The organism is Pseudomonas syringae group sp. J309-1, assembly GCF_032582135.1.
GTDB classification, from domain to species: Bacteria; Pseudomonadota; Gammaproteobacteria; order Pseudomonadales; family Pseudomonadaceae; genus Aquipseudomonas; species Aquipseudomonas quasicaspiana.
On record NZ_JAWHNU010000009.1, the window covers coordinates 59,763 to 81,680 of the forward strand.

A 21,918-nucleotide genomic window follows, 5' to 3' on the forward strand; every position below is an offset into this window, starting at 1 on the left:
CTTGTCAGGCAACGCGACTAATTGAATTGGAACGCAGTCCTGTGGGAGCGGTGCTTGCCCGCGATAAGGCTGGACGCGATTGACCTTGTATCTGCGTCGCTCCTATCGTCGGAATGCCGCCCAGACCAAGCACCGCTCCCACAGGGTTAAGTGTTTGCTGCGCGAATATCTGTGCCTCAAACCGAAGGCTGTGTAGCCTGCATCGACGGTCTCTGACTGACCTCGAAATACCAGTTGGCCAGACGCGGATAGCGATTGCGCCAGGCCAGGTCCGGCTGGCGGAAGTCGAGGTAGCCCAACGCTGCAGCGACGCTAATGGAGGCCACATCAAACGCCGAGCTGAGCTCGGTGATCGCTTCCTGCTCGAAGTAAGCCAGGCTGCGCTCGACCTTTTCCTGCTGATTATCGAGCCAGGTGTCCCAGTGCTTTTCCGCCGGACGTAGCGCTTGCTCGTATCGAATCAGCAACGCCGCATCCAGCAAAGCGTCGGCCAGAGAAGCCAGGGTCAAACGCCTCCAGCGCGCCGAGCCCTCGCGCGGAATCAGCGCAATGCCGACATGCTGGTGATCGAGATAATCGAGGATGACCCTGCTGTCATGAATGACGTTGCCATCCGCCAACCGTAGCGCGGGAAGCTTGCCAGCGGGGTTATCGTTGTTCAGTTCTTCAACCGGGGCGACAGGCGAAAGCGTGGTGGGCTGAAGTGTCACCCTGTCCAGCTGTCCCGTTTCATGCAGTACCAGCATTACCTTGCGGGCAAACGGCGAAGCTGCGTTGTAGTACAACGTCATGGTCGGCGCAGACATGGAGGTTCCTCGAATAAGACAGTCCCTCAGACTAGCCAGCGCCACGGTGGTCCGCAATATCTGCTTTCAGGACTTGCGAGCCAGCAAGCCTCTGATGCTGAACACTGCTGCGACGCCCATGCCCAGCCAGGCCAGTGCATCCCACCAGCCATCACCCAGCAGCGCAGCGAAAAGCCCCAGCCCGGTCAGCAAGGCAATCACTCCCGGCGCGGCAAAGGTCTTCCAGAATGTGGAACGCTTCATTGCAGCGTCTCTTGTGGCGACACATGGATTGGACGTGCAACCTTTCTGCGCACCCACCACAAATACAGCCCGCTGCTCAGGACAATAATCGTCAGCACATCAAGCGCCGCCCACAGCACTTTCATTGGCATGCCGCCGTAATCCCCAAAGTGCAGCGGCTGAGACATGCCCAGCGCATCCATGTACCAGGGCCGTTCGACCACCGCCGTGACATCCAGGGTTTGCGCATCAATCAGCACCGGTGTCATGAGGTGCGCCGTTAAATGCGTATTACCTTTCATGAACACCCCGTAATGGTGTTCGCTGGAGAAGCGCGTTCCGGGGAAAGCAACGAAGTCGATCTGCATGCCCGGCGCGGCGGATTCGGCGATCTCCACCAGACGCGTTGCGGGGGCAAGTTGAGTCAGCGGCGGCGCACCGCGATAAGGTTCGATCATCTCGGCTAGCGTGTCGTTGCGCCACGACGCGATCAACAGGTCGGCGCAGGCGCTGATCACTCCGGTCACCCCTACCACCAGTGCCCAGGTCAGGGTCACGACGCCAATCAGGTTGTGCAGATCAAGCCAGCGCATGCGCGTTGATTTGTCGGCGCGCACCGTGGCGAATTTGAGTTTGCGCATGAACGGTGCGTACAGCACTGTCCCGGAAATAATCGCCAGCACGAACATCAGGCCCATGAATGCCAGCAGCAACTTCCCCGGCAGCCCTGCATACATATCCACATGCAGGCGCAACATGACCATCATGAAACCGCCATTGGCAGACGGCGTTTCCATGGCTTCGCCGGTGCGCGAATCGAGCATGAAAGAGTGCGAGTCGTTGGGTTCGGTGCCCGCTGTTTTGGCCATGATCGCCCAGACACCGTTCGGCTCGTCGTCCTCCCAACCGAAGTACTGCATGACCTCACCGGGACGATGGGCCTCGGCAGCTTCGACCAGTTGTTGCAGGTTCAAGTGCGGCGTGTCGGCTGGCATTTCCTTGAACTCAGGTGAATTGCCCAGCAGGTGATCAATTTCGTGACTGAACACCAGTGGCAACCCGGTCAGCGCCAACATCAACAGAAACAAGGTACAGATCAGGCTCGTCCAGGTATGGACGAAGGACCAGCGGCGCACGGTTTGGCTTTTCATGCTGTTCTTCTCGAAAACCTTTATCCAAAACAAAAAGGCCGCTGATCAGCAGCGGCCCTTCAGTACAACATGAAATAACAAGAACGATTCGCGATTGTGTCAGAGCCATTGATTACTGGCAAATGCTGGCTGTCGGATGAAATCCTTTGGCAAAACTTTGTCAGGAGGGTATGCCGTGTAGGCGATGCAATTCGTGGCCTGAGTCCGGGAATCTGCAAACCTGTAGGAGCGCGCTTGCCCGCGATAGCGTCAGCACAGGCGATAGATTCATCGACTGACAGACCGAATCGCGGGCAAGCGCGCTCCTACAGCTCACCCGTTTGCTGCGCGACAGCGCGGCGTCTGAACGACGGGGCCGCAACTACAGAAATCAAAAGCCTTTAACGAACCACACCCTCTTCAATAAGCAACTTCAGAATCGCCTCAGCCCCCGCCTCTGGCGTCACGCCTTTGAGCACTTGCCCGCCGCCACCGCTGGCTTTGGCCGTTGCGGCTTTCATGCGGTCTGCGCCGCTTTTGGCCTTGATGACTTTAAGGCGTTTGGGCCGGGGTTTGGCCGGTTGCAGGACCGAGCCGCCGAGCAGTTCATCGCTAATGATTTCCACCTGTTCGGCTGCAAGTGTGCCGCGTTGCGCAGGACCGTAAGCGCTTTGCCGGGGCTTGGGCGCAGCGTTATCCACAGTCGCCAGAAACGGCAGCCGTACTTTCAAGCGCCGACGCTGACCACGAGGTAATGCCTGAAGCACCAGAGCACTGCCGTTATCCAGTGACTCCACTTGCGCCAATCCCACTACGAGCGGCCAACCCAGCTTTTCCGCCAGCAGAAATGGCAACATGCCAGAGCCCTCGCCGGTTTCTGCCTGGCTTCCAGTGAGCACCACTTGCACGCCAGATTCTCGGATGTAATCCGTCAGCGCAGGTAATGCGTCAGCGTTTTCCGGTTGCTCCAGCACATGCAACTCGTCCAGGCCCATGCCCAGATAGGCTCGCAGCGCAGGCTCTTCGGGGTTCCCCGCATGCAGCACGTGTAAGTTATCCCCAGCCAGTTGCAAGCCTAACTCGACGGCGCGGGCATCCTGCTCGGCCCGCCGTGCGCGGCCGGATGTCGGGTGCGCGCCGATGGAGACCAGGCTGATGACGTGCGTCGCAGCGTTATCCACAGAGGAAGCAGTTGGTTCAGGCCGCATCTTGTTTTGCTCCATGACGATGGGTTTCCACCGCGTCGATCAGCGCCTTGAGAATTGCCGCGCTGTCGCCGATCACAGAAAGGTCAGCGCGTTTGATCATGTCGCAGCCGGGATCAAGGTTGATTGCCACGACTTTGTCGCAAGCACCAATGCCTTGCAGGTGCTGGATTGCGCCGGAAATGCCTACCGCCACATAAACCCTTGCCGTGACCCAGGTGCCGCTCGCGCCGACCTGTCGATCACGGCCCATGAAGCCATCGTCCACAGCCACCCGAGATGCACCTTCGGTCGCGCCAAGCGCTGCTGCTGTGCGATGGAACAAATCCCAGTCCTTGACGCCATTACCGCCGGAGAAGATGAACTCCGCTTCCGCCATCGGAATCATGGCCGGGTCGACAGCGACAGCGCCAAGGTCTTCAATCCGCGGCAGGCTGCGCGCCACGCTTGTGGATAACTCAACAGGCAATACTTCATGGCGGGTTTCGCTGACCGGTTCAGCACACTCCGCAGCAGCGAGGATCAAGCGCGCCAATGGTCTTGAGATATCTTCCTGACCCGCACCGGCGCGACCGATGCATTGTTCATCCTTGACCTGCCAGACACGTGTGGCCGGACGCTCGCCCAGACTTGCTGCGAAGCGACGGCCCAATTCGCCACCACCGCTACGACTGTCCGGCAACAGCCAGTGACGTGGGTTGAACTGGTTATCCACAGCCCGCAGGCCCTGGACGCGCTGCTCCGGTGAGTAACCGCTGAACTCGCTACCCTCCAGAACCAGCAAGCGATCCACGCCTGCCGTCGCGAATGCACTCTCTTTGTGCTCACCAAACACCACCGCCAGTACCGCGCCATTCTGACCAGCAAGCTGATGAGCCAGGCCCAAAAGGTCGCGGTCGTGAGCGCTCAAACGCCCGCCGACCATATCCGGCACAACGCATATATAGAAGGCTGGCTGCGGCACTTGATGCAGCGGCAACTGCACTTCAGCTGCGGCCGAGCGTTTCACCGCCCCACCTTGCTGCGCGCCACTGCGGTCGATTCGCTTGATGCCGTTGGGACCGATAAATCCAAGGCCGTGCACGTTCTTGCGCATCAGGCCGTTAGGCCCCATCCAGCTGGTTTGTGCCGGTTGCATCGCAGCATGCAGCGGATGCAGACGGTTACGGGCGATCCATTCAGCGCGAGGATCACGACGGATAATGTCGCTCATCAGTGCACCTCCGCGGGTTCACGTTTAGTCGGCGCGGGCTTGCTGGGGATAACTTCTTCCACCAGTGCGTCAGCCACCAGTTCGGCAATGTCTTTGATCAGCGGCCGCGGCTCGACCACGCCTTCGAGCATCGCGGTGCATTGCGGGCAACCGACAGCCACCAGTTCAGCACCGGTTTCGCGGATGTCGTCCATGCGCATGTCGGGGATACGTTGTTTGCCAGGAATATCCGTAATGGGCGCGCCGCCACCGCCACCGCAGCAACGGGAGCGGAAACCGGAACGCTGCATTTCCTTGACCTCGATACCCAGCGCGCGCAACACATCACGCGGCGCTTCGTACTCGCCGTTGTAGCGGCCCAGATAACACGGGTCGTGATAGGTCACGCTGGAGCCCTTGTGCTGGCCCAGATTCAGCGCGCCACCTTGAATCAACTCAGCCATGTAAGTGCTGTGGTGTTGCACGAGGTAATTGCCATCGAACGCGCCGTATTCGTTTTTCAGCACATGGAAGCTGTGCGGATCGCAGGTGACGATGCGTTTGAAACTGTATTTGTTCAGCGTCTGAATGTTGCGTCTGGCGAGCATCTGGAAGGTCGCTTCGTCACCGAGACGCCGGGCCACATCGCCGCTGTCCCGCTCTTCAAGACCCAGCACCGCGAAGTCGACTTTGGCCGCTTTCAGGACTTTGACAAAGGCGCGCAAAGTACGTTGGTTGCGCATGTCGAAAGCGCCGTCGCCCACCCAGAACAGGACGTCGACAGCTTTTTTGTCGGAGAGCAGATTGAGGTTCAAATCCGCCGCCCAGTTCATCCGCCCGCCCGGTGCGAAGCCGCCGGGGTTATCGGTGGCGATCAGGTTTTCCAGCACTTCAGCGCCTTTGTTCGGCGTCGCGCCTTTTTCCAGGGTCAGGTGGCGGCGCATGTCGACGATGGCGTCCACGTGCTCAATCATCATCGGGCATTCTTCGACGCAGGCGCGGCAGGTGGTGCAGGACCATAAGGTTTCAGCATCCACCAGGCCGTTGACGATGGGCTGAAGCGGGTTGCCGCCGTGCAGGCCGATCTCTTTGCCGGGATAAGGGCTGCCGGCGAACTTGGCGTCAGTGCCGCCAGCCAGACCCACCACCATGTCCTGAATCAGTTTTTTCGGGTTCAACGGCTGACCGGCTGCGAACGCCGGACACGCGGCTTCACACTTGCCGCATTGCACGCAGGCGTCAAAACCCAGCAGTTGGTTCCAGGTGAAATCCTTGGGTTTTTCTACGCCGAGTGGCGCGGTTTTGTCGTTGAGGTCCAGGGGTTTGAGGCCGGTTGAGCGACCACCGCCAAAGCGTTCGGCGCGACGGTGCCAGGCCAGATGCAACGCGCCGGCAAAGGCGTGCTTCATCGGGCCGCCCCAGGTCATACCGAAGAACATTTCCGACACGCCCCACAGGCATCCCAGGCCTAGTAGCGCGACCAACACCCAGCCGCCGAAGTCCTGCGGGAGAATCCCCGCCACCGGCAGCGTGACCAGGAAGAAGCTGACGGAAAACGCCATAAGGCTTTTCGGCAGGCGCATCCACGGGCCTTTCGACAGGCGAGCCGGTGGGTTACGGCGGCGCAGGAACATGAAGATCGCGCCGATGAACATCAGGGTCGAGGCCAGCAGTAGGGCATAACCGAGGATGCGGCTGTGCAGGCCAAAGCCGTGTACGACGATCGCGAGCAATGCCGACAGCACAAAGCCCAGCGCCGTCGCGACGTGGGTGTTGGCGATGTATTTGTCCCGGGCCACGACATGGTGCAGATCGACCATGTAACGCTTGGGCATGGCCAACAATCCGCCGAGCAGGTCGACTTTAGAGGCTCGGCCGTTGCGCCACATATTCACCCGCCGCACAGCCCCCAGGACAGCAAGGCCCAGAGCAGCGAACAGCAAGATGGGAAGCAGTGTGTTCAGCATGTGAAGCTCCTACGGCTCATGCGGCCCGTAGGAGCGCGCTTGCCCGCGATAATGACGATGCGGTGTATCAGGCGAACCGAGTCATCGTTTATCGCGGGCAAGCGCGCTCCTACAGGGAAATTCGGTGTTTTCTGTGGGAGCCGGGCTTGCCCGCGATAAGGGCGCTGCGGTTCATCTGGCCAACCGCGTCATCGTTCATCGCGAGCAAGCTCGGCTCCTACAAGGAATTCGGTGTTTCCTGTTGGAGCGAGGCACTCAATCTTCTGTGGGAGCTGGGCTTGCCCGCGATAAGGGCGCCGCGGTTCATCAAGGCAACTGCGTCATCGTTCATCGCGAGCAAGCTCGGCTCCCACAGGGGTAGGCGTCTAACCTCAGAAATCCTTACAAAGCCGAAGCCCGTCATAAATCGCCGCATGGGTGTTGCGCTGTGCCACGCAGTCACCGATACGGAACAACAGGTATCCATCACCAGGTTCGCTCAGACACGGTTGCGGCTGAATAGCGAACAGCGCTTCGATGTCGATCTGGCCCTTGTTGCGCGAATCTGCTTTCAACGCGTAATACAGCTCTTCGTCCGGGCGCACGCCGTTCTCGACGACCACCTGATCCACCACCCGCTCTTCTTTGGCACCGGTGTATTCGTTTTCCAGTACAGCCACCAGCTTGTCGCCTTCGCGGTAGACCTTCTCCAGCATCATGTCGCCGGTCATGATCACTTCTTTCGGATACATGCTGCGGTAGTACGTCGGGAACGACGTGCCGCCAATGGCAACGCCCGGCTTGATGTCGTCAGTGACGATCTCCACCTGGCTGCCTTTATCGGCCAGGAAGTCAGCCGTCGACATCCCGGTGAATTCACAGATGGTGTCGTAGACCAGCACGTTCTTGCCCGGCGCGACCTTGCCGTCGAGGATGTCCCAACTGCTGACCACCAAACCTTCAGCCGCGCCCCAATGTTCGTTTTGCTCCAGAAAAGGATGACCGCCCACCGCCAGGACGACGATGTCCGGACGCAGATCCATGATGGTTGCCGGATCAGCCGCCGTACCCAGGCGCAGATCGACTTTCAAACGCGCCAGCTCCAGCTGGAACCAGCGAGTGATGCCTGCAATCTGGTCACGCTGCGGGGCTTTCGATGCGGTAGTGATTTGCCCGCCGATGAATTCTTTCTTCTCGAAAAGCGTCACGTCATGGCCTCGCTCGGCCGAAACCCGTGCAGCTTCCATCCCCGCAGGCCCGGCACCGACGATCACCACCTTGCGTTTCGGCCCGGTAGATTTTTCGATGATGTGCGGCACGCCCATGTATTCACGAGAGGTCGCGGCGTTCTGAATACACAGAACGTCGAGGCCCTGGTATTGGCGGTCGATGCAATAGTTGGCACCGACGCACTGTTTGATCTGGTCAATCTGGCCCATCTTGATCTTGGTGATCAGGTGCGGGTCAGCGATGTGCGCGCGGGTCATGCCGACCATGTCGACGTAACCACCTTCAAGAATCCGCGTAGCCTGATTCGGGTCCTTGATGTTCTGCGCGTGCAGCACCGGTGCCTTGACCACTTCCTTGATACCGGCCGCCAGATGCAGGAACGGCTCCGGTGGGTAACTCATGTTCGGAATAACGTTGGCCAGGGTGTTGTGGGTATCACAGCCCGAGCCGACGACGCCGATGAAGTCGATCATGCCGGTCTGGTCGTAGTACTTGGCGATCTCCTTCATGTCTTCGTGGCTGAGGCCATCCGGGTGGAATTCGTCACCACAGATGCGCAGGCCGACGCAGAAGTCAGGACCGACCTCCTTGCGCACCGCCTTGATCACTTCCAGGCCAAAACGCATGCGGTTTTCGAAGCTGCCGCCCCACTCGTCCGTTCGCTTGTTAACCCGCGGGCTCCAGAACTGGTCGATCATGTGCTGGTGCACGGCTGACAGTTCGACACCGTCCAGGCCACCGGCCTTGGCCCGCGCCGCAGCGCTGGCGTAGTTGCCGATCACGCGCCAGATTTCTTCCGGCTCGATGGTCTTGCACGTCGCACGGTGCACTGGCTCGCGGATGCCCGAAGGCGACAGCAACGTCGGCCAATGGTCGCCGTCCCAGCGGGAGCGACGGCCCATGTGGGTAATCTGGATCATGATCTTGGCGCCGTGCTTGTGCATGGCGTCCGCGAGATTCTGGAAGTGCGGGATGATCTTGTCGGTCGCCAGGTTGACCGACTTCCACCAGCTTTGCGGACTGTCGATAGCGACGCTGGATGAACCACCACAAATCGCCAGGCCGATACCGCCCTTGGCTTTTTCCTCGTAGTACTTCACATAGCGGTCGGTGGTCATGCCGCCATCGGTGGCGTAGACCTCGGCATGCGCGGTGCTCAATACCCGATTACGGATCGTGAGTTTGCCTATCTGGATAGGCTGAAACATCGCTTCGAAAGCCATGACACGATCCTCTACTTACAACGGTTTGACGATGAACAGGCCGTCGTCATGGCCTTCTTCCGAACCGCCGTAAACCTGCTCGGCGACCGTACGAATCGGGCTGCCTGCTGCGGCGAGAATCTGATCCATGGCGCCGGCAAACCAACCGGTGAACATGTAATCAACCTTGCGACCGACTTTGCCGTAGACGTACACAAAGCAGGAGTGCTCAAGCTTGACACTGGCGGTGCCTTTCTCCAGGTCGATGTCTTGAATCTTGAACAGCCCCCAGCCACGCTGCGACAGACGCTTCATGTAGTGTTCGAATACTGCAACGCCTTCCAGACCGTGGCATTCAGCTTCTTTCTCGCACCAGTGCCAGGCGGATTTGTAGCCCGCCTTGTAGAGAATGTCAGCGTAGGCATCAGCGCCCAGTACTTCTTCAATGCCCATGTGGTTGTTGACGAAAAAGTGGCGCGGCACGTACAGCATCGGCAACGCATCAGAGGTCCAGACGCCGGTTTCGCTGTCGACTTCGATAGGCAGTTGCGGGGCGATTTTAGCCATGGGGTCAAACTCCAGATGTTCGGGGTACGCCCACTGCGCGAAATGGCAGCGGGGTGATCAATTCGGTAAAGGTTTTGCTCGTGATCGGGGGTTACTCGCCCCAGACATCCTTGAGCACGTTGACCCAGTTCTCGCCCATGATCTTGCGCACCACACGCTCGGAGTGGCCGCGTTTGAGCAAGGTCTCGGTCAGGTTCGGGAACTCGCCAACCGTGCGGATACCCAGCGGGTTGATGATCTTGCCGAAGCTGGTCAGGCGGCGGGCGTAGCCCTTGTCGTGGGTCAGGTATTCGAAAAAGTCCTGGCCGTGCCCCTGAGTGAAGTCGGTGCCGATACCGATGGCGTCTTCGCCGACGATGTTCATGGTGTATTCGATAGCTTCGGCGTAATCGTCGATGGTCGACTCAATGCCTTTGGCGAGGAACGGCGCAAACATGGTTACGCCGACGAAACCGCCGTGATCGGCGATGAACTTGAGTTCTTCGTCGGACTTGTTGCGCGGGTGCTCTTTAAGACCGGACGGCAGGCAGTGGGAGTAGCAGACCGGTTTTTTCGATTCGAGGATGACTTCTTCTGAAGTCTTGGAACCGACGTGGGACAAGTCGCACATAACGCCGACCCGGTTCATTTCAGCGACGATTTCGCGGCCGAAACCCGACAGCCCGCCATCACGCTCGTAGCAGCCGGTGCCCACCAGATTCTGGGTGTTGTAGCACATCTGCACGATGCCCACGCCGAGCTGTTTGAAGATCTCGACATAGCCGATCTGGTCTTCATAGGCATGCGCGTTCTGGAAGCCGAAGAGGATGCCGGTCTTGCCCAGTTCTTTCGCCTTGCGGATGTCGGCGGTGGTACGTACCGGCATCACCAGGTCGCTGTTTTCGCGCATCAGCTTCTGGCTTCTGCAGATGCTGTCGATAGTCGCCTGGAAACCTTCCCACACCGACACGGTGCAGTTGGCCATGGTCAGACCGCCTTTGCGCATGTCTTCAAACAGCTCGCGGTTCCACTTGGCGATGATCAGCCCGTCAATAACGATGCTGTCGGCGTGTAATTCGGCTGGGCTCATCAGGCTGTCCCTTTATATAAGTGCTGATTAGGTACTGGCGCGCCGAATCGTATGCCGACGCTATTGAGGCCAGCATATGCCTGAGGGTCGGCCGAGCCGGGTGCAAAAACGACAGGGGGTTTGCCGAAAGCGTCAAGAAACAACAAAGGGCGACAGGACGCTGTGGACGCGTATCTCGCCAAACTGTTCTTTAGGCCGCGCTTAGGCCAGAATCCAGCTCATCAAATGGAGTGGAGAGACTCGATGAACAAGGTTTTCCTGGCTTTGGTTCTTTTAGCGACCGGCATCGCGGGCGCTCATGCAGCACAAAACCCTGATGTCTCGCCATGCGACGGTGTCGAAGAAGACCAACAAACCCTCGAGTGCTCCAAGTACAGCCGCGACACGGCCGAGGAATTGCTGAAAGAGAACTTCCAGAACCTGTTGCAGCGGGTTAACACCCAGTTCGGCGCGAACAAGTCCCAGGCCAACGCCTTCGCCGAAAAACTCAAGACTGCCCAGCTAGCCTGGGAGAAGCTTCGCGACGCCGATTGCGCAGTGGAAGTCTTCCCGGCGGCGGCTGGTAGTAAAGCGTTCAACATCGCCCAGAACGATTGCCTGGCGCGCACCAGCGATGAGCGCTCCGAGTATCTGGAATCCATCGCGCAGGAATGAACACCTGAATGAGCTATGGTGTCTGCCTTTTTATCCAGGCAGTTACGTAAAGGCTCATTCATGATCATCTGTGGTGTAGAAATCAAAGGCAGTGAGGCTATTTTTGCATTGGCGACCCGCCAGCAAGGTGGCCTCGAACACTTGCCGCTGGCGACCAAGAAGCTGGCACTCGAAGACGATGACGAGTCTGCCAACGTCAAAACCTTCGCGACCCAGATCGCCAGCTTTGTGCGTGAAAACGGCATCAGTCATGTGGTTATCAAGAAGCGCAGCAAAAAAGGCGAGTTTGCAGGTGGTCCGCCGACGTTCAAAATCGAAACGGTTTTCCAGTTACTACGCGATTGCGAAGTAACCTTGTTGTCGCCACAAACCATCAATGCGCAGAACAAGAAACATAACTTCGACCTGCCTGCTTCGCTGAACAAGTATCAGCATGAAGCTTACAAAGCGGCGTGTTCTGGGTTGATGAAGAGTAAGTAGCAGGCACCGCATGACCTTGCAGACAGGATGAGGTTTATGTGGGAGCGGTGCTTGCCCGCGATGAAGGCGACGCGATCTAAAGTAAACCGAGTCGCCCTTATCGCGGGCAAGCACCGCTCCCACAGGTCAGTGTTTGCAACGCGATACCTTTTTTACAGTTCTGAGTCAGTCCATCAATTCAACACAGCCTTGCCAGCCCTTTCGCCTTTGCGACGACGGGAAACCAGGACGCCGGTTGCAATCACCAGAATACTCAGCAAGCCGGTCGCGATGATCTCCACGCGATGTGACTCCTGAACCAGCATGATGCCCAGCACGCCGATGATGAACACGATCACCAACCAAGTCAGGTACGGGAACAGCCACATGCGGAACGACAGGGTTTCACCTGCAGCAATGCTCTTCTGGCGCATGCGCAGTTGGGAAACCGCGATCACCAGGTACACCAACAGCGCGATTGCGCCGGAACTGGCAAGCAGGAACTCGAATACGGCAGCCGGAGCCACGTAGTTGGCGAACACGGTCAGGAACGCGGCCGCAGTAGACAGAATGACCGCCCAGTAAGGCGTACCGCTTTTGCTGGTACGCGTGGATACCGCCGGGGCATCGCCGCGCTTACCCAACGAGAACAGCATGCGCGAAGCGGTGTACAGCGCCGAGTTCAGGCAGCTTGTGACCGCGATCAGCACCACGATGTCCACAATCAGCTTGGCGTTTGGAATGCCCATCATGTCCAGCACGGTCTGATAGGAGCCCACTTCAGCCAGACGCGGGTCATTCCACGGTACCAGCGAGACCACGATAAAGATCGACACCAGATAGAACAGGCAGATCCGCCAGATCACCGAGTTGGTGGCCTTGGTGATCTGCTTTTCCGGGTTCTTCGATTCAGCCGCAGCGATGGTGACGATTTCGGTGCCCATGAACGAGAACATGGTGGTCAGCATCGCAGCCAGCACAGCGCCCATACCATTAGGCAAAAAGCCTTGGGTATCGAACAGATGGCTGACGCCGCTCACCTGGCTGTTGGGCAGCAGGCCAAAGATAGCCGCGACACCCAGTACTACAAAGCCGATGATTGCCAGCACTTTGATCAACGCGAACCAGAACTCGAACTCGCCGTAGTTCTTCACGCTGAACAGGTTGGTCACAGTGAGCAGCAAGGTGATGACCAGCGTGAACACCCAGATGGCAATGTTCGGGAACCACGCGTGAAGGATGGTAGCGGCGGCGTTGGCCTCCAGTGGAATCACCAGGACCCAGAACCACCAGTACAGCCAGCCGATGGTAAAACCGGCCCAATGCCCGATCGCGCGATCGGCATACGTCGAGAAAGACCCGGTATCCGGTGCCGCAACAGCCATCTCGGCCAGCATGCGCATGACCAGAACCACCAACGTACCGGCAGCGGCGTAAGCCAGCAGTACCGCCGGGCCCGCTTCGGCAATTGCGTGGCCCGAACCCACAAACAGACCGGCACCAATGACACCAGCGATGGACAACATGGTGATGTGCCGAGGTTTGAGCCCCTGATCGAGCTCTGAAGCGTTAGGGATGCTGCTCATTAAAAACTACCTTTGCGTGCGGAGCGACTGCCCAACCGTTTTCGTAAAAGGAAAGAAACGGGGCGTTTTTTATTCTTTACGCAAATTCTGCGCCAGAATGACTCAAAAACGACGTCGCTTACGGAAACGTTAGTGCTAGAGCAGTCGGATTAACGGCGAGAAGAATCGTTTCAGCTAGCCAGTGACATGTTTTGTTACCGATGTGCACAGCCTTGAGCAAGAAAAACGCACCAAAAATACACAGAGCGTTCACGTACGCACTATCAGGGTGCCCGGCATTGGAATCGAGAAAGAAGCACAAATCAGCAGGACGGCTCAGGCAGTTGATGGCTCTCTTGAGGCCTGCACATAAATATCCGCGGGAGCGAATTCATTCGCGAATGCGCTGCATCAGACGCCGATGCATTTCCTGAAAGACCGCTTGGCGAATAAATTCGCTTCCACAGGGGGCTGGTTTCATAAGGACATCGTGTATTGATGCGCGAGTGCTGACCTCGCCGATACATGGCTTAACAAATGCTTCAGGCCGACAGCGACATTTTGCGGTAACTCATGTCCAACAACAGTCGTCTTCACAGCCGCCCAATAAGTCCCGCAATTGCAACGGAGCAACACCCATGCAGATGTATAAAAAATTCCTGCTGGTCGCAGCCGCCACTCTGGCCCTGACGACCAGCGCTTTTGCGGTGGAGAAGATGAAATTCGGCGTCGAAGGCGCTTATCCACCGTTCAACGGGAAGGATGCCAGCGGGCAGGCAGTGGGCTTTGATGTGGAAATCGGACACGCACTGTGCGCAAAAATGAAAGTCGAGTGCGAAGTGGTCACCACCGAATGGGAAGGCATCATCCCGGCGCTCAATGACAACAAATTCGATTTCCTGATTTCATCCATGTCGATTACCAAAGAACGCGCCGAGCAGGTGGACTTCACCGCGCCGTACTACTCCAGCAAATTGCAGTTTGTGGCGCCAAAAGGCACCGAGCTCAAAACCGACAAGGACTCCATTCGCGATTCGCTGCTGGGCAAGACCATCGGTGCGCAGGCGTCGACGCTTTCGGCGTCCTGGCTGCAGGAAAACCTGGGCATGGATATCACCCTGAAGCTTTACGACACTCAGGAAAGTGCCTTCACGGATCTTGCCGAAGGGCATGTGGACGCGGTCCTCGCCGACAAATACGCCAGTTACGAATGGCTCAAGGGCCAGCCCGGCGCAAGCTTCGAGTTCAAAGGCGATCCTGTTCTGGACAATGACAAGATCGGTATTGCCGTGCGTCTGAACGACCCGCTGCGCGCCCGACTCAATCTGGCGATCAAGGAAATCATCGAAGACGGCACCTACAAGAAGATCAACGACAAGTACTTCCCGTTCAGCATTCTGTGATCCAAAGCGCCTGCTAACACTTACGTATTAATATTTTTCTGCGCTCAGACGTCCTTTACGCGTAGACGCCCGATCAGGGCGCTGTTATGAAGAGGGCTGGCTTTCCACAGCCAGCCCTCTTACGCGTTTGAACCCGACAGCTGACCATGGCCAACGACCTCGCTTTGCACGATGAACAGCTTCGCAGTCGATTCCGGGCTTTGGACAGCTTCCTGTTCGCCTGGCAGGGATTGTGGCGGCCACGCCCCTTCACCCATCTGCAGTTGCCTTGGGAGCATCAGTACCCGGAACTGGCTGACTGGTTACGCCATCGCTCGCTGGACCAGGCCGAAGCAGCCCACAACCACCCGGAGCATCTGGCAGCACCGTTCCCCTTTCCACAGCTGGCAGGTGAGGCACAGGCGCTAAGTCAGGTACACGCGCTGGCCGCCTTTGAGCTTCCCCCTGTTGAGCCGCGCATGAGTGTCGACGTGCCAGGCCGCAAATGGCAGCAGATCGAAGCGTTCGCCAGTTGCCTGAGCTTCGAACACAAACCGGCCCACTGGCTGGACTGGTGTTCGGGCAAAGGCCATCTGGGACGGCGTCTGCTCGAACCCACCCAGGGCCTTACTTGCCTGGAGCGCGACCCGGCTTTGGTCGAAGCAGGAAACCAGCTCAGCGCGCGCTTGAACGTAAACGCCACCCATGTGCAGCAGGACGTAATGGCTGACGATGCATGGCGTCGGCTTCAAGCACATCAAACGCCTGTCGCCCTGCATGCATGCGGGGATCTACACGTGCAGTTGATGCGGCTGGCCAGTCAGGTCGGCTGCAATCAATTGGCAATTGCCCCGTGCTGCTACAACCGCATCGAGACCGAGTACTACCAACCGGTATCAAGTGAGGGACAGGCGTCAGCGCTGAAGCTGTCCCGGGACGATCTCGGCCTGCCTCTGAGCGAAACGGTAACCGCCGGTGCGCGCGTCCGTCGACAGCGCGACCAATCCATGGCTCGTCGCCTATCGTTTGATTTGCTGCAGCGACGGCTGCAAAACAGTCAGGATTACTTGCCTACGCCGTCGCTGCCCAGCGCCTGGCTGGATAAGCCTTTTGCTGACTATTGCCGCGACCTGGCAGCGCTCAAGGGTTTGCCCGCTGTCGGCGAACAACATTGGTCCACCCTCGAAGCTGCTGGTTGGGAGCGCTTGGCTCAAGTGCGAAATCTGGAATTGGTGCGCAACTTGTTCCGCCGTCCACTGGAGCTGTGGCTGGTGCTCGACAAGGCACTTTATCTGCAAGAACACCACTATCGCGTGAACGTAGGGACCTTCTGCGAGAGCCGCATTACGCCACGTAATTTGCTGATGATTGCGCAGTTGCATTGACGGTTATCAATTGCATAGCCTGTGGATAACTCTGTTGATGAAAAATTGACAGACGTCCCATTTGCTTAGCAGGCTACTTATCCGAACGGTCAGGTGTTCGACGTTTCGCTTCATAAAAATCTTTTAAAAACATACAGTTGTATTTAAACGAGAACATTTCCGGAAATTTCATTCCATTTGGTTATTTTGGCCTGCCACTTGTGCATAAAAATTTGAGTACAACGGCCCCAAAAGGCCACCACGCCAGATGATGCAGCCGACCGAGACCCGGTGGGAGCCGGGCTTGCTCGCGATGATGACACCGCCGATTTGAAGTGAATCGCGCCCAGCTTTATCGCGAGCAAGCTCAGCTCCGGCAGGGTTTTGCACCACCTTGAGCCCCCACCGAATTCCTCTGTTGCCCCTCCCCCCCGTGGTCATTAGACTTACGCCTCATTTAAGCGAGAGCAGGGTCGATGTCCACGGTCTTTCCCGAAGATTCTGTCGGTCTAGTCACGCCGCAAACGGCACATTTCAGCGAGCCTCTGGCACTGGCCTGTGGCCGCTCGTTGCCTGCCTACGATCTGATCTATGAAACCTATGGCCAGCTCAACGCCGCGCGCAGCAATGCCGTGTTGATCTGCCATGCCCTTTCCGGTCACCACCACGCGGCAGGCTATAACAGCGTCGATGACCGCAAGCCCGGTTGGTGGGACAGCTGCATCGGTCCCGGCAAGCCTATCGATACCAATCGCTTCTTCGTCGTCAGCCTGAATAATCTGGGGGGCTGCAATGGCTCAACAGGGCCAAGCAGTATCAACCCGGAAACCGGAAAACCTTTCGGCGCCAACTTCCCGGTCCTGACCGTTGAGGACTGGGTACACAGCCAGGCGCGGCTCGCTGACTCGCTGGGCATCCAGCAATGGGCAGCGGTAGTCGGCGGCAGCCTGGGCGGCATGCAAGCTCTACAATGGACCATGACTTACCCCGACCGGGTTCGTCACTGCCTGGCGATCGCCTCGGCCCCAAAATTGTCGGCGCAGAACATTGCCTTTAACGAAGTGGCGCGTCAGGCCATCCTTTCGGACCCGGAATTCCATGGCGGCGACTTTCAGGAGTTTGGTGTCATTCCCAAACGCGGCTTGATGCTCGCGCGAATGGTCGGGCACATCACCTACCTGTCCGATGACTCCATGGGCGAGAAATTTGGTCGTGGCCTGAAAAGCGAGAAGCTCAACTACGACTTCCACAGTGTGGAATTCCAGGTTGAAAGCTATCTGCGCTATCAGGGTGAAGAGTTCTCCGGCCGCTTTGATGCCAACACTTACCTGTTGATGACCAAAGCGCTGGATTACTTCGACCCGGCAGGCGCGTTCAACGATAACCTGGCTGCGACCTTCGCCAACGTGACTGCAGACTTCTGCGTCATGTCGTTCACCACCGACTGGCGCTTCTCGCCTGCCCGCTCCCGGGAACTGGTGGACGCACTCATGGCGGCCAAGAAGAACGTCTGCTATCTGGAGATCGACGCACCTCAGGGCCACGATGCGTTCCTGATCCCGATCCCGCGCTACTTGCAGGCCTTCTCCAGCTACATGAACCGAATTGTACTTTGAGGACGCCATGAGAGCCGATCTGGAAATCATCCAAGAATGGATCCCTGCGGGCAGCCGCGTGCTCGACCTTGGTTGCGGCGACGGCGAACTGCTGGCGTGGCTGCGCGACAACAAGCAAGTCACCGGCTACGGCCTTGAAAACGACGCCGATAACATTGCTCGCTGCATCAGCAAAGGCGTCAACGTCATCGAACAGGATCTGGACAAGGGCCTGGGTAACTTCGCCAGCAACAGCTTCGACGTCGTGGTCATGACCCAAGCGCTGCAAGCGGTGCATTACCCGGACAAGATCCTCGACGAAATGCTGCGCGTGGGCCGACAGTGCATCATCACTTTCCCGAATTTCGGTCACTGGCGCTGCCGCTGGTACCTGGCGACCAAGGGCCGGATGCCGGTGTCGGACTTTCTGCCTTACACCTGGTACAACACGCCAAACATCCACTTCTGCACCTTCGAAGACTTCGAAGAGCTGTGCCGTGGCCGCCACGCGAAGGTCATTGATCGGCTGGCAGTGGATCAACAGCATCGGCATGGCTGGGCCAGCAAGCAATGGCCTAACCTGTTGGGTGAGATCGGTATCTACCGGGTTAGCAGCCCGGGGTTGCAAGAACATCAGATCGCGATCTAAAAATTACGCACAAACCCTGTAGGAGCGCGCTTGCCCGCGATTCGATTTTGAACTTGGCCTATTGGTCGCCTGAACGAATGCCATCGCGGGCAAGCGCGCTCCTACACCTTTGATTAGGAGAACAACCATGCATCGCCTGGCAATCATGTTGATGTGCGCCCTGAGCCTGTCGACATTTGCTGCTGACTACGCCAGGCCGAATCGGCAGGAAACGTTCGGAGACGTGACGGTCCACTACAATGCTTTTGCTTCAACCACTTTGTCAGCGGACGTGGCGAAAGCATCCGGTTTGATCCGCAGCAAACAGCTGAACGTAATGAACATCACCGTGCTCAAGGCGGGCAAGCCAGCGCCGTCTGTGGTGACAGGTACCTACAAGGACCTGACCGGACGCCCTGAACCACTGACCTTCAAGCAGGTAACGGACAAAGGCTGGATCAGCTACATCGCGCAGTTCCCGCTTGAACAGGCCGGAACCTACACCTTCAACATTGATGTGAAAGCCGGGAATCAGGACAAACATTCCTTCAGCTTCAATCAAGAACTCTATCCAGGCGAATGATGACTTTCCCGCAGCTCGTATTGGCCAGCCACAACGCTGGCAAGCTCAAAGAACTCCAGGCCATGCTCGGCGACAGCGTACAACTGCGCTCTATCGGCGAATTCAGCAGCGTGGAGCCTGAAGAAACCGGTCTTTCGTTCGTCGAGAATGCCATTCTCAAGGCTCGCAACGCGGCGAGGATTTCCGGCTTGCCAGCGCTGGCTGACGATTCGGGGCTGGCGGTGGATTTCCTGGGCGGTGCACCAGGCATCTACTCCGCGCGCTATGCCGACGGCCAAGGCGATGCCGCCAACAACGCCAAGCTGCTCAACGCCCTCAAAGACGTACCTCAAGAGCAACGCGGCGCGCAGTTCGTTTGCGTACTGGCGCTGGTGCGTCATGCCGATGATCCATTGCCGATCCTCTGTGAAGGCCTGTGGCATGGGCGCATCCTGACCGCTGCCAGCGGCGAGCACGGCTTCGGTTACGATCCGCTGTTCTGGGTGCCGGAGCGCGATTGCTCCAGCGCCGAACTAAGTCCCGCCGAGAAGAACCAGCTCAGCCACCGCGCCCGGGCCATGGCGATCCTGCTTACGCGTCTGGGCTTGAAATGACCCACGAAACACCTGCAAAACCGCTGTTCCTCAGCGCAACCGGTTTCTCATCGACCGAGCCGAGGACAGCCTTGCCGCAACTGCCGCCGCTGTCGCTGTACATCCACATCCCGTGGTGCGTACGCAAATGCCCATACTGCGATTTCAATTCCCACACCGCCAGCCCCGTGCTGCCGGAAGCGGAGTACATCGACGCGCTGCTGGCCGATCTGGATCTGGACCTGCCTTACGTTTATGGGCGCGAACTCAGTTCGATCTTCTTCGGCGGCGGCACGCCGAGCCTGTTCAGCGCAGAAGCGCTGGGCCGCTTGCTCCAGGGAGTCGAGCAACGCATTCGTTTTACCAGTGACATCGAGATCACCCTGGAGGCCAATCCCGGCACCTTCGAGCAGGTCAAGTTCAGCGCCTATCGCGGGCTGGGCATCAATCGCCTGTCCATTGGTATCCAGAGCTTCCAGGAAGCCAAACTCAAGGCACTGGGGCGTATTCACAACGGCGATGAAGCCATTCGGGCCGCCGACATGGCGCGCCAGGCGGGCTTTGATAACTTCAACATGGACTTGATGCACGGCCTGCCGGATCAGTCGCCTGAGGATGCATTGGGCGACCTGCAACAAGCCATCGACCTGAAACCGACGCATTTGTCCTGGTATCAGCTGACGCTGGAGCCCAACACGGTGTTCTGGAACCAGCCGCCGACGCTGCCGGAAGACGACATCCTTTGGGACATTCAGGAGGCAGGCCAGTTGTTGCTGGCGCAGAACGGCTACGCGCAATACGAAGTGTCGGCCTATGCGCAACCCGGCCGACCGGCGAGGCATAACCTGAATTACTGGAGCTTTGGAGACTTCATCGGCATCGGTGCCGGAGCCCATGGCAAGCTCAGCCATCCGGACGGGCGCATTGTGCGCACCTGGAAAACCCGCTTGCCCAAGGATTATCTGAATCCGGCCAAGCCATTCAAGGCCGGTGAGAAGCTGCTCAGTGTTGAAGAATTGCCCTTCGAATTCCTGATGAATGCGCTGCGCCTGACAAATGGTGTGGACGCTGCATTATTTCGTGAACGCACCGGTCTAAGCCTCGATTCGCTGGCCAGTGCGCGCCAGCAAGCCGAGCAACGCGGCCTGCTGCAAGCTGATCCGACCCGATTGGTCGCAACGCCGCAGGGCCAGTTGTTTCTCAACGACCTGCTGCAATACTTTCTGATCTAAGGACCCTGCATGGATTTGATACTCGACCTGCTCGCCACCATCTCCCGCTGGAGCCGCAGCAACCTCTCGGAAATATCCCTCGCCCTGGTGGGCTGTCTGCTGGTGTTGTTTGGCGCTGACTTCAAGGGCTGGGTCGAACAACGCATCAGCAGCTTCGCGGGTGCCTTGCGCATCCCGTTGATGGCCTTGCTGGTCACCATCGGCAGCGGCGCAGCGCTGATCTATGCCACACCGTGGGTGATTCGTGGCCTGAGCCAGTTCAACAACTACAGCCTTGCGCCCGTGTTGCTGGTGGTGCTGGTGTTGATCGGGGTTGTTGCGGACAGGAAGTAAATAAACCTGTAGGAGCTGCCGAAGGCTGCGATAGACCGGGAACCGGTCGCTGCGTTTTCGCTATGTTCGCAGCCTTCGGCAGCTCCTACAGAGGATTGGTATCAGTTAATCCACCTTCTCGAACTTCAAATCCCAAACCCCATGCCCCAGACGCTCACCACGGCGTTCGAACTTGGTAATGGGGCGCTCGGCAGGGCGTGGAACGCATTTGCCGTCTTCGGCCTGGTTGCGATAACCCGGCGCGACATTCATCACTTCCAGCATGAATTCGGCATACGGTTCCCAGTCAGTGGCCATGTGCAGAACACCACCGACCTTGAGCTTGCTGCGCACCAGCTCGGCAAACGCCGGCTGAACGATGCGGCGCTTGTGGTGACGGCTCTTGTGCCACGGATCCGGGAAAAACAGCATCAGACGATCAAGGCTGTTATCGGCGATGCAACGGTTGAGCACTTCAATCGCGTCGCAATCGTAGACCCGTACGTTGGTCAGGCCCTGAGTCAGTACACCGTTAAGCAGCGCGCCAACACCCGGATAGTGCACTTCAACACCAATGAAGTCTTGATCCGGCGCAGCAGCAGCCATCTCCAGCAGTGAGTGCCCCATGCCGAAGCCAATTTCCAGCGTGCGCGGCGCAGAACGACCGAACACCTGATCGTAATCTACCGGTGCGTCGGTCAACGGCAACACATACAGCGGACGGCCTTGATCCAGACCACGCTGCTGGCCTTCAGTCATACGACCTGCGCGCATCACGAAACTCTTGATACGGCGGTGCTGGCGCTCTTCGCCTTCTTCGGCAACGGGCAGCTCTGGGTTTGGAACGAGTGGATCAGTCATCAATGGGCTCTTATAAAACGATACATAACTTTCTGGACTGGAATGCAATCTCATGTGGGAGCGAGGCTTGCCCGCGATATGGGCGACGCGATCCAAGGTGAACCGCGTCCAGCCTTATCGCGGGCAAGCCTCGCTCCCACAG

21 protein-coding genes are annotated in these 21,918 nt (G+C 58.2%); 10 read left to right on the plus strand and 11 right to left on the minus strand.

The genetic code is table 11. The annotated features are described in order from the left end of the window. Nucleotides 1–176: 176 nt before the first annotated feature. From RX972_RS07555 to RX972_RS07595, 9 genes are all read right to left on the minus strand, one after another. Nucleotides 177–806, minus strand: coding sequence for a glutathione S-transferase (locus tag RX972_RS07555; protein ID WP_027899486.1), 630 nt, complete (start codon nucleotides 804–806; stop codon nucleotides 177–179). A 66-nt stretch (nucleotides 807–872) separates the two neighbouring features. Next, nucleotides 873–1,049 (minus strand): hypothetical protein, encoded by a 177-nt coding sequence (locus RX972_RS07560; RefSeq protein ID WP_049826841.1) that lies wholly within the window; start codon nucleotides 1,047–1,049, stop codon nucleotides 873–875. Next, a complete protein-coding gene (locus tag RX972_RS07565; protein WP_099268496.1) occupies nucleotides 1,046–2,179 on the minus strand; it encodes a PepSY-associated TM helix domain-containing protein in 1,134 nt (377 codons plus the stop codon). Before RX972_RS07565 ends, RX972_RS07560 begins: the two co-directional genes overlap by 4 nt. A 380-nt stretch (nucleotides 2,180–2,559) precedes the next feature. Beyond that, nucleotides 2,560–3,366, minus strand: coding sequence for an electron transfer flavoprotein subunit beta (locus RX972_RS07570; protein ID WP_122706864.1), 807 nt, complete (start codon nucleotides 3,364–3,366; stop codon nucleotides 2,560–2,562). After that, a complete protein-coding gene (locus tag RX972_RS07575) occupies nucleotides 3,356–4,576 on the minus strand; it encodes an electron transfer flavoprotein subunit alpha/FixB family protein (RefSeq protein ID WP_122706866.1) in 1,221 nt (406 codons plus the stop codon). The genes RX972_RS07570 and RX972_RS07575 overlap by 11 nt, the downstream gene beginning before the upstream one ends. After that, nucleotides 4,576–6,522, minus strand: a complete 1,947-nt coding sequence (gene dgcB, locus RX972_RS07580) for a dimethylglycine demethylation protein DgcB (RefSeq protein WP_316873759.1) — start codon at nucleotides 6,520–6,522, stop codon at nucleotides 4,576–4,578. Before dgcB ends, RX972_RS07575 begins: the two co-directional genes overlap by 1 nt. Before the next feature lie 371 nt (nucleotides 6,523–6,893). Next, complete coding sequence (gene dgcA / locus RX972_RS07585; protein WP_027899494.1) at nucleotides 6,894–8,954, minus strand: dimethylglycine demethylation protein DgcA; 2,061 nt, start codon at nucleotides 8,952–8,954, stop codon at nucleotides 6,894–6,896. A gap of 15 nt (nucleotides 8,955–8,969) precedes the next feature. Continuing rightward, nucleotides 8,970–9,500, minus strand: coding sequence for a DUF5943 domain-containing protein (locus tag RX972_RS07590; RefSeq protein WP_027899495.1), 531 nt, complete (start codon nucleotides 9,498–9,500; stop codon nucleotides 8,970–8,972). Nucleotides 9,501–9,591: 91 nt separating this feature from the next. Then, a complete protein-coding gene (locus RX972_RS07595; protein ID WP_316873762.1) occupies nucleotides 9,592–10,569 on the minus strand; it encodes a dipeptidase in 978 nt (325 codons plus the stop codon). Nucleotides 10,570–10,812: 243 nt separating this feature from the next. Here RX972_RS07595 and RX972_RS07600 point away from each other — a divergent pair, with 243 nt between their 5' ends. Both RX972_RS07600 and RX972_RS07605 read left to right on the plus strand, forming a co-directional pair. Beyond that, nucleotides 10,813–11,223 carry a lysozyme inhibitor LprI family protein gene (locus tag RX972_RS07600; RefSeq protein WP_095101055.1) on the plus strand — a complete coding sequence of 137 codons (411 nt, stop codon included), beginning with the start codon at nucleotides 10,813–10,815 and terminating at the stop codon, nucleotides 11,221–11,223. Nucleotides 11,224–11,283: 60 nt separating this feature from the next. Further along, entirely contained in the window at nucleotides 11,284–11,703 is a 420-nt protein-coding gene (locus tag RX972_RS07605) for a DUF3010 family protein (RefSeq protein WP_316873874.1), read from the plus strand. Between the two features lie 173 nt (nucleotides 11,704–11,876). On the opposite strand, the gene gabP is transcribed toward RX972_RS07605, so the two are convergent. Beyond that, a complete protein-coding gene (gene gabP, locus RX972_RS07610; RefSeq protein ID WP_027899499.1) occupies nucleotides 11,877–13,268 on the minus strand; it encodes a GABA permease in 1,392 nt (463 codons plus the stop codon). Between the two features lie 617 nt (nucleotides 13,269–13,885). Between gabP and RX972_RS07615 the strand changes: the two genes are divergently transcribed. The 8 genes from RX972_RS07615 to RX972_RS07650 all read left to right on the plus strand — a co-directional run bounded on the left by RX972_RS07615 (nucleotide 13,886) and on the right by RX972_RS07650 (nucleotide 20,936). Continuing rightward, nucleotides 13,886–14,650: a transporter substrate-binding domain-containing protein gene (locus tag RX972_RS07615; RefSeq protein WP_027899500.1), complete on the plus strand. Its 765-nt coding sequence runs from the start codon at nucleotides 13,886–13,888 to the stop codon at nucleotides 14,648–14,650. Between the two features lie 146 nt (nucleotides 14,651–14,796). Further along, nucleotides 14,797–16,014, plus strand: a complete 1,218-nt coding sequence (locus RX972_RS07620) for a methyltransferase (RefSeq protein WP_316873765.1) — start codon at nucleotides 14,797–14,799, stop codon at nucleotides 16,012–16,014. Between the two features lie 455 nt (nucleotides 16,015–16,469). Further along, complete coding sequence (locus tag RX972_RS07625) at nucleotides 16,470–17,609, plus strand: homoserine O-succinyltransferase MetX (RefSeq protein ID WP_027899502.1); 1,140 nt, start codon at nucleotides 16,470–16,472, stop codon at nucleotides 17,607–17,609. Between the two features lie 7 nt (nucleotides 17,610–17,616). After that, nucleotides 17,617–18,237, plus strand: a complete 621-nt coding sequence (metW, locus tag RX972_RS07630; protein ID WP_316873768.1) for a methionine biosynthesis protein MetW — start codon at nucleotides 17,617–17,619, stop codon at nucleotides 18,235–18,237. Between the two features lie 127 nt (nucleotides 18,238–18,364). Further along, nucleotides 18,365–18,799, plus strand: coding sequence for a DUF4426 domain-containing protein (locus RX972_RS07635; RefSeq protein ID WP_316873770.1), 435 nt, complete (start codon nucleotides 18,365–18,367; stop codon nucleotides 18,797–18,799). Continuing rightward, nucleotides 18,796–19,392, plus strand: coding sequence for an RdgB/HAM1 family non-canonical purine NTP pyrophosphatase (rdgB, locus tag RX972_RS07640; protein ID WP_316873772.1), 597 nt, complete (start codon nucleotides 18,796–18,798; stop codon nucleotides 19,390–19,392). The genes RX972_RS07635 and rdgB overlap by 4 nt, the downstream gene beginning before the upstream one ends. Continuing rightward, the gene (gene hemW, locus RX972_RS07645; protein WP_316873773.1) at nucleotides 19,389–20,603 is read left to right on the plus strand and encodes a radical SAM family heme chaperone HemW; all 1,215 of its coding nucleotides are present in this window, start codon (nucleotides 19,389–19,391) and stop codon (nucleotides 20,601–20,603) included. Before rdgB ends, hemW begins: the two co-directional genes overlap by 4 nt. Nucleotides 20,604–20,612: 9 nt before the next feature. Then, nucleotides 20,613–20,936, plus strand: coding sequence for a DUF3392 family protein (locus RX972_RS07650; protein ID WP_027899507.1), 324 nt, complete (start codon nucleotides 20,613–20,615; stop codon nucleotides 20,934–20,936). A gap of 105 nt (nucleotides 20,937–21,041) precedes the next feature. Here RX972_RS07650 and trmB read toward each other — a convergent pair whose 3' ends face one another. Next, a complete protein-coding gene (gene trmB, locus RX972_RS07655) occupies nucleotides 21,042–21,689 on the minus strand; it encodes a tRNA (guanosine(46)-N7)-methyltransferase TrmB (protein ID WP_218927839.1) in 648 nt (215 codons plus the stop codon). Between the last annotated feature and the right edge of the window lie 229 nt (nucleotides 21,690–21,918).

Excerpts from the sequence above, each read along its gene's own strand:
- RX972_RS07555 (WP_027899486.1), bottom strand. The coding sequence starts at position 806 with ATGTCTGCGCCGACCATGACGTTGTACTACAACGCAGCTTCGCCGTTT.
- RX972_RS07560 (WP_049826841.1), bottom strand. The coding sequence starts at position 1,049 with ATGAAGCGTTCCACATTCTGGAAGACCTTTGCCGCGCCGGGAGTGATT.
- RX972_RS07565 (WP_099268496.1), bottom strand. The coding sequence starts at position 2,179 with ATGAAAAGCCAAACCGTGCGCCGCTGGTCCTTCGTCCATACCTGGACG.
- RX972_RS07570 (WP_122706864.1), bottom strand. The coding sequence starts at position 3,366 with ATGCGGCCTGAACCAACTGCTTCCTCTGTGGATAACGCTGCGACGCAC.
- RX972_RS07575 (WP_122706866.1), bottom strand. The coding sequence starts at position 4,576 with ATGAGCGACATTATCCGTCGTGATCCTCGCGCTGAATGGATCGCCCGT.
- dgcB (WP_316873759.1), bottom strand. The coding sequence starts at position 6,522 with ATGCTGAACACACTGCTTCCCATCTTGCTGTTCGCTGCTCTGGGCCTT.
- dgcA (WP_027899494.1), bottom strand. The coding sequence starts at position 8,954 with ATGGCTTTCGAAGCGATGTTTCAGCCTATCCAGATAGGCAAACTCACG.
- RX972_RS07590 (WP_027899495.1), bottom strand. The coding sequence starts at position 9,500 with ATGGCTAAAATCGCCCCGCAACTGCCTATCGAAGTCGACAGCGAAACC.
- RX972_RS07595 (WP_316873762.1), bottom strand. The coding sequence starts at position 10,569 with ATGAGCCCAGCCGAATTACACGCCGACAGCATCGTTATTGACGGGCTG.
- RX972_RS07600 (WP_095101055.1), top strand. The coding sequence starts at position 10,813 with ATGAACAAGGTTTTCCTGGCTTTGGTTCTTTTAGCGACCGGCATCGCG.
- RX972_RS07605 (WP_316873874.1), top strand. The coding sequence starts at position 11,284 with ATGATCATCTGTGGTGTAGAAATCAAAGGCAGTGAGGCTATTTTTGCA.
- gabP (WP_027899499.1), bottom strand. The coding sequence starts at position 13,268 with ATGAGCAGCATCCCTAACGCTTCAGAGCTCGATCAGGGGCTCAAACCT.
- RX972_RS07615 (WP_027899500.1), top strand. The coding sequence starts at position 13,886 with ATGCAGATGTATAAAAAATTCCTGCTGGTCGCAGCCGCCACTCTGGCC.
- RX972_RS07620 (WP_316873765.1), top strand. The coding sequence starts at position 14,797 with ATGGCCAACGACCTCGCTTTGCACGATGAACAGCTTCGCAGTCGATTC.
- RX972_RS07625 (WP_027899502.1), top strand. The coding sequence starts at position 16,470 with ATGTCCACGGTCTTTCCCGAAGATTCTGTCGGTCTAGTCACGCCGCAA.
- metW (WP_316873768.1), top strand. The coding sequence starts at position 17,617 with ATGAGAGCCGATCTGGAAATCATCCAAGAATGGATCCCTGCGGGCAGC.
- RX972_RS07635 (WP_316873770.1), top strand. The coding sequence starts at position 18,365 with ATGCATCGCCTGGCAATCATGTTGATGTGCGCCCTGAGCCTGTCGACA.
- rdgB (WP_316873772.1), top strand. The coding sequence starts at position 18,796 with ATGATGACTTTCCCGCAGCTCGTATTGGCCAGCCACAACGCTGGCAAG.
- hemW (WP_316873773.1), top strand. The coding sequence starts at position 19,389 with ATGACCCACGAAACACCTGCAAAACCGCTGTTCCTCAGCGCAACCGGT.
- RX972_RS07650 (WP_027899507.1), top strand. The coding sequence starts at position 20,613 with ATGGATTTGATACTCGACCTGCTCGCCACCATCTCCCGCTGGAGCCGC.
- trmB (WP_218927839.1), bottom strand. The coding sequence starts at position 21,689 with ATGCGCGCAGGTCGTATGACTGAAGGCCAGCAGCGTGGTCTGGATCAA.